This window comes from Microcoleus sp. B7-D4 (genome assembly GCF_036705125.1).
Taxonomy (GTDB): domain Bacteria; phylum Cyanobacteriota; class Cyanobacteriia; order Cyanobacteriales; family Microcoleaceae; genus Microcoleus.
In genome coordinates, this window is record NZ_JAUBTT010000208.1 from 1 (window position 1) to 4,600 (window position 4,600).

Here is a 4,600-nt window from a genome sequence, read left to right on the forward strand (position 1 = left end):
GAGTTGGGAAGGCGGACTGATGTTACTCAAGCGGCACAGACTACTATTGCTAGTACGAGCAAAACTGAGTACGATAAGGTTGGGAATGTTACTGCTGAAATTGATGGGAATACTAACAAAACTCAATACGTTTACGATGCTCTGAATCGTCAAACTCAAATCACAGATCCACTCAATAATGTCACAACATCCGAGTACAATAAAGGTGGCACTCTCAAATCGGTTACTGACCCGATACTTCGCAAGACTTCCTTTACCTACGATGCTTTAAACCGCCAAAAAACTGTCACTGACCCCAAACTAAACAATACCACCTACACTTACGACAAAGCCGGCAATCAAACTAAAATTACCGACGCTCTCAACCACTCCACCGAATACACCTACGACAATCTCAACCGCCAAACCGGCAGCAAAGACCCTCTCAATAATACCACAAAATCTACCTACGACGCTAACAGCAACCTCCTCACATTTACCAACGAACTGGGAGACAAAACCGAATATACTTACGACACAAAAGACCGAACTACTTCCGTCACCGACCCCCTCGGCAACAAAGTGTCTACAGAATACGATGCTAACGGTAATGTTAGTGCTGTCGCAGACGGTTTGGGCAACACCACTCGCTACGGTTACGATGCTTTAAACCGTCAAACAACAGTCACTGATGCTCTCAACAAAACCACAACTACAGCTTACGATAATGTCGGCAATGTCAGTTCTCTCACTGACCCTTCCAACAACAAAACAACCTTCGCCTACGATGAATTAAATCGCCTCAAAACTGAAACCAATCAACCACTGAACCGCACTCGCAGCTACACTTACGACCCCGCAGGCAATTTAATCACATCTAAAGACGGCAACAACCGCACTCGCAAGTTTGTTTACGACAAACTCAACCGCCCAAAAGAGGAACAGTGGCTGAATTCAGCTAACACTTCTATTCGGACGATTACTTCAAGCTACGATGCAGCAGGTCAACTTAAAACTATTAGCGACCCCGATGCAACTTATGCTTTGACTTACGATTTGGCTGGGAATTTGGAAACTGTTGACAATGCGGGAACTCCGAACGTGCCAAATGTGTTGTTGAAGTACGCATACAATCAGGTTAATCGTCCGATTTCTGTGACGGATACAATTAACGGTCAATTGCGGGGAACGAAGTCTTTTACTTATGATGATGGGAACCGAGTAACTCGGATTACTCAAAGTGGGAATGGGGTAAGTTCCAAGCGGGTGGATATGAGTTATGATGCTGCGGGTAAAACTAAGGATGTTACTCGTTACAGCGATTTGAATGGGACGGGTTTGGTGGCCTCAAGCGAGTATGTTTATGACACTGCGGGTCGTTTAACTCGGTTGAGTCACGGTAAGGGGAATGTGACGTTAGCTAATTATGCTTGGACTTACGATTTTGCCAATCGAGTGACTGGATTTACTTCGCCATCGGGTAGTACCAATTACAGTTATGACAAGCGAGACCAGTTGACTGGTGCAGATTATAGTTCTCAGAGTGATGAGAGTTACAGTTACGATGATAATGGGAGTCGAACTAATTCTGGATATCAAACTGGAAGTAACAATCAGTTGCAGTCTGATGGTGTTTACAATTACGACTACGATGGTGAGGGGAATCTCACGAAGCGGACTGATATTGTTACGGGTGAGGTGACTGAGTACAGTTGGGATTATCGGAACCGTTTGAGTCAGGTTGTGGGTAAAAATGGTAGCGGTTCTGTGATTAAGTCGGCTCAGTATAGTTATGATGGTTTGAATCGCCGCATTGTTAAGGAAGTTGATGCGGATGGTGCTGGTAGTGCGGTGCCTCAAGTTGAGCGTTTGGTTTACGACGGGCAGCATATTGCTTTGACTTTTGATGGTGCTGGTTCTCAAACGCACCGTTATTTGCACGGGGTGGAAACTGACCAGATTTTGGCTGATGAAAGTGCTGGCGGTAGCGTGTTGTGGCCGTTAACTGATAATCTGGGAACGGTGCGGGATTTGGTTGATTCTAATGGGGCGATTCAGAATCGGATTGGTTATGATAGTTTTGGGAAGGTGAGGAGTCAAACTAATCCGAGTGTGGGTTTCCGGTTTGGTTTTACGGGGCGGGAGTTGGATTCTGAGACGGGGAATTATTATTATAATTCGAGGTATTATGACCCGCAGGTGGGGAGGTTTATTAGTGAGGATACGATCGGGTTTGGGGGTGGGGATGCTAATTTGTATCGGTATGTGGGAAATAGTCCGACTAATTATACCGATCCGTCGGGAGAACAGGTTCCTGTAGCGATACCTTTGCCTGCACCGGCTTTGCCTCTACCGCCTTTGGGTGGTCTTCTCCAGCGTGTGCCTGGTTTGGGTATATTGCTTGCACCTCCTGGTGGTGGTGGGTTGCTGAATCCTCTTCCTGCTGGTCAGGACGATCGACTGTTTCAGGAGAGACTGCGGAGAGGGTTGATTCAACCTCAGGGACAAACTCAGCCTACTCCACTGCTTAATCGACCAACTCGTTCACAGCCATCCACTGCGCCGTCAACCTCTCCAGCTTCGCCACCTCTTCCGAATCCTGATTGTAAAACTTGTGCAGATGACCCCGAACTCAAGAAATATGTCAAGTGTGAGACAATATTTAGAGGAACAGGGGGAGAACAGGGTATCCTAATTGGTTTTAGATATAACAGCCTTGAAGATGCAGCGAATAATTTACAAAAAACAAGGCGCGAATTAGCAAATGACAGACAGCCAAATAGAGAAAGACTATGGTGGTTGCAGAGTTTGCTTCCTCCTATAGGAGCTTTACCATATAAAGCCGATGATAAGTTACCTTGTCCTTATCCAAAGCCTACAAAAGACGGTGGTGCGCGTCACTACAATGTAGAGATAAGTGCTAACGATAACGTCCGAAAAGACCAAGAGTGGTCGTCATCTAGCGCTGGCTCACTCGGAAGATGTGAATGTTGTGAAGATACTGTCACAGGACCAAAGAAAAGAGTAAGATTTTCCATTTTGAATATAAAAAATGCAAATAGCCGGAAAATTCACAATTCTGATCTCTAAATCAATTACTTGACTGGAACATAACCTTTTACGCTTGATATAGATGCTGTGTAATTAACAAGCAAATGACTATAAACAGAGTAGAGTATTTAATGATCTTGTCTGCTTTAACAGAGACAGAAATTTTCATAAATGTCGCATCTGATTGGCGACTCTCCCATGCTGAAGTGGTATCAGCAGCCAATCGGTTATTTCAAAGTGGCGATATATTAGCAGCATTTTCTAATGAAAATGGAGAAAATATTAGAGGTGTAGCCCTAACAATATCTCAGATTTGGGCAAGCCTAAATGGAAAACTCAACGCTTTTTACTACTTAACTTCTCAGGGAGGAGCAAGGTGGGAAGGCTTAACTGGTGCTAATTGGAATTATTATCATAAATGGTGTCTGGGTTATCAGCGTGATGAAATAACTGGATTATTTCGTTCAGAAATAATCTGTTGTTCTCAGCAGATTATGCAAGAAATTATAAATTATTGTGAATATTTAGAAAACCAAATTCTTATTTCAGAAACTTGTTTTTGGGAGGATATAGGATTTTGGAAAGCAACGTACTGGAAAACTTTACCCAAAGCTTACAAAGTTACTTACCAGCATCGATATTTTGAATTGTGTATCGACTCAAATACACCCAAAGAATGGATTGAGAAAGATCGACAAGCGAAGCAGTGGTACTCAGAAATTTCGCATTGGTATACAGAGCCAGAATTAGATACAAACCCATCAAGTCTCTTTGAAGATATAGCACCAATCTCTTACGCAGCATTGGCAGAAACTCCGAATTCAAAGGTTGAATACTTGCTGCTAAAATCTGTTGTAATAAACTATTACGGGTTAGAAAGCGTTGCATACTCAGAACACTTATCTCATGCTGAAACAGCACTTGCAGCCGATTCCTTGTTTCAAAAAGGAGATATTAAAGCAATAGTGTTTGCTGATGAATATGATGCAGAGGGGACTCCTGATGTTGTTTTAACAATGGCTGGAATTCAAGACCACTTAGACGGGAGACTTAAAGCATCATACTATTTAACTCCTCAAGGAGGTGCTAAATGGGAAGCAATGGCTCATCCTGCCTGGAATAAGTTTCTTATTGCGAATTTTCTGAACATCTTCCCCTATGAAGAGGGAATTATAGGTACTGAGCGCGAAATTATAGAGCAATTGCTGGCTGTGGATAGTTTGATTTTAATACACGAACATATCCCAGGAACCGAAAAGTGGAATGTCCTTGAACCATTTCAAGCTACCTACTGGAAGACTTTACCGCGAGGCTATCATGTTAGTTGCGAACATAAGTCTAGTGATTTTTGTCCTTGGAAATTAGATGACAATACTCCGGTTGAGATAGTTGAGGAATACAAGCAGGCGAGTGAATGGTACGAGAATGTGAAAAAATGGTATACAGACCCTTCCTTTGACTAGAATTTAACTTTTTTACTTAATAGTTGAATTAACGAATGCAAAGCAAAAGGCGGCTTAACCTCTTCCGTAGAAATGCACTCCGGGGCAGTCATCGAAACACACGACCT

2 protein-coding genes are annotated in these 4,600 nt (G+C 43.1%); both read left to right on the top strand.

The annotated features are described in order from the left end of the window. On the top strand, positions 1–3,069 hold a 3,069-nt coding region (locus tag QUB12_RS36680), incomplete at its 5' end, for an RHS repeat-associated core domain-containing protein (protein WP_333311010.1). A gap of 65 nt (positions 3,070–3,134) precedes the next feature. Further along, entirely contained in the window at positions 3,135–4,493 is a 1,359-nt protein-coding gene (locus tag QUB12_RS36685; protein ID WP_333058089.1) for a hypothetical protein, read from the top strand. The last annotated feature ends 107 nt before the right edge of the window (positions 4,494–4,600 follow it).

What these genes read in the sequence shown, in the direction of transcription:
- QUB12_RS36685 (WP_333058089.1), top strand. Translation starts at nt 3,135, where the DNA reads ATGACTATAAACAGAGTAGAGTATTTAATGATCTTGTCTGCTTTAACA.